The 467-nt window shown below is 73.0% G+C and carries 1 protein-coding gene; it reads left to right on the forward strand.

The features are described from left to right. A partial coding sequence (locus G3I78_RS48085) for an aldo/keto reductase (RefSeq protein WP_164436934.1) occupies positions 1 to 467 on the forward strand: 467 nt, incomplete at both ends.

Consider the following 467-nt stretch of genomic DNA (forward strand, 5'->3'; position numbering starts at 1 on the left):
ACGAACGCCTGGGCCAAGCTCGTCGAGATCCGTGAGGCCGGCCTGGCGCGCCCGATCGGCGTCTCGAACCACCTGCCCGAGCACCTCGACCGGATCGTCGCGGACACGGGCGTCGTCCCGGCCGTCGACCAGATCGAGCTGCACCCGGCCTACCAGCAGCGCGACGTGCTCGCGTGGGCCGACGCGCACGGCACGAAGATCGAGGCGTGGGGCCCGCTCGGCCAGGGCAAGTACCCGCTGTTCGAGCGGCAGGCCGTCGTCGACGCCGCGACCGCCCACGGCGTGACCCCCGCGCAGGCGGTCCTGCGCTGGCACCTGCAGCGCGGCTTCATCGTGTTCCCCAAGTCGTCGCGCAAGGAGCGCATGGCGGAGAACTTCGACCTCTTCGGCTTCGAGCTCACGGCCGCCGAGGTCGCGGCGATCGACGCCCTCGACACCGGCGACGGCTCGGGCCGCGTGAGCGCGCA

Origin of the sequence: Streptomyces sp. SID13726, assembly GCF_010548375.1 — a bacterium.
Taxonomy (GTDB): domain Bacteria; phylum Actinomycetota; class Actinomycetes; order Streptomycetales; family Streptomycetaceae; genus Streptomyces.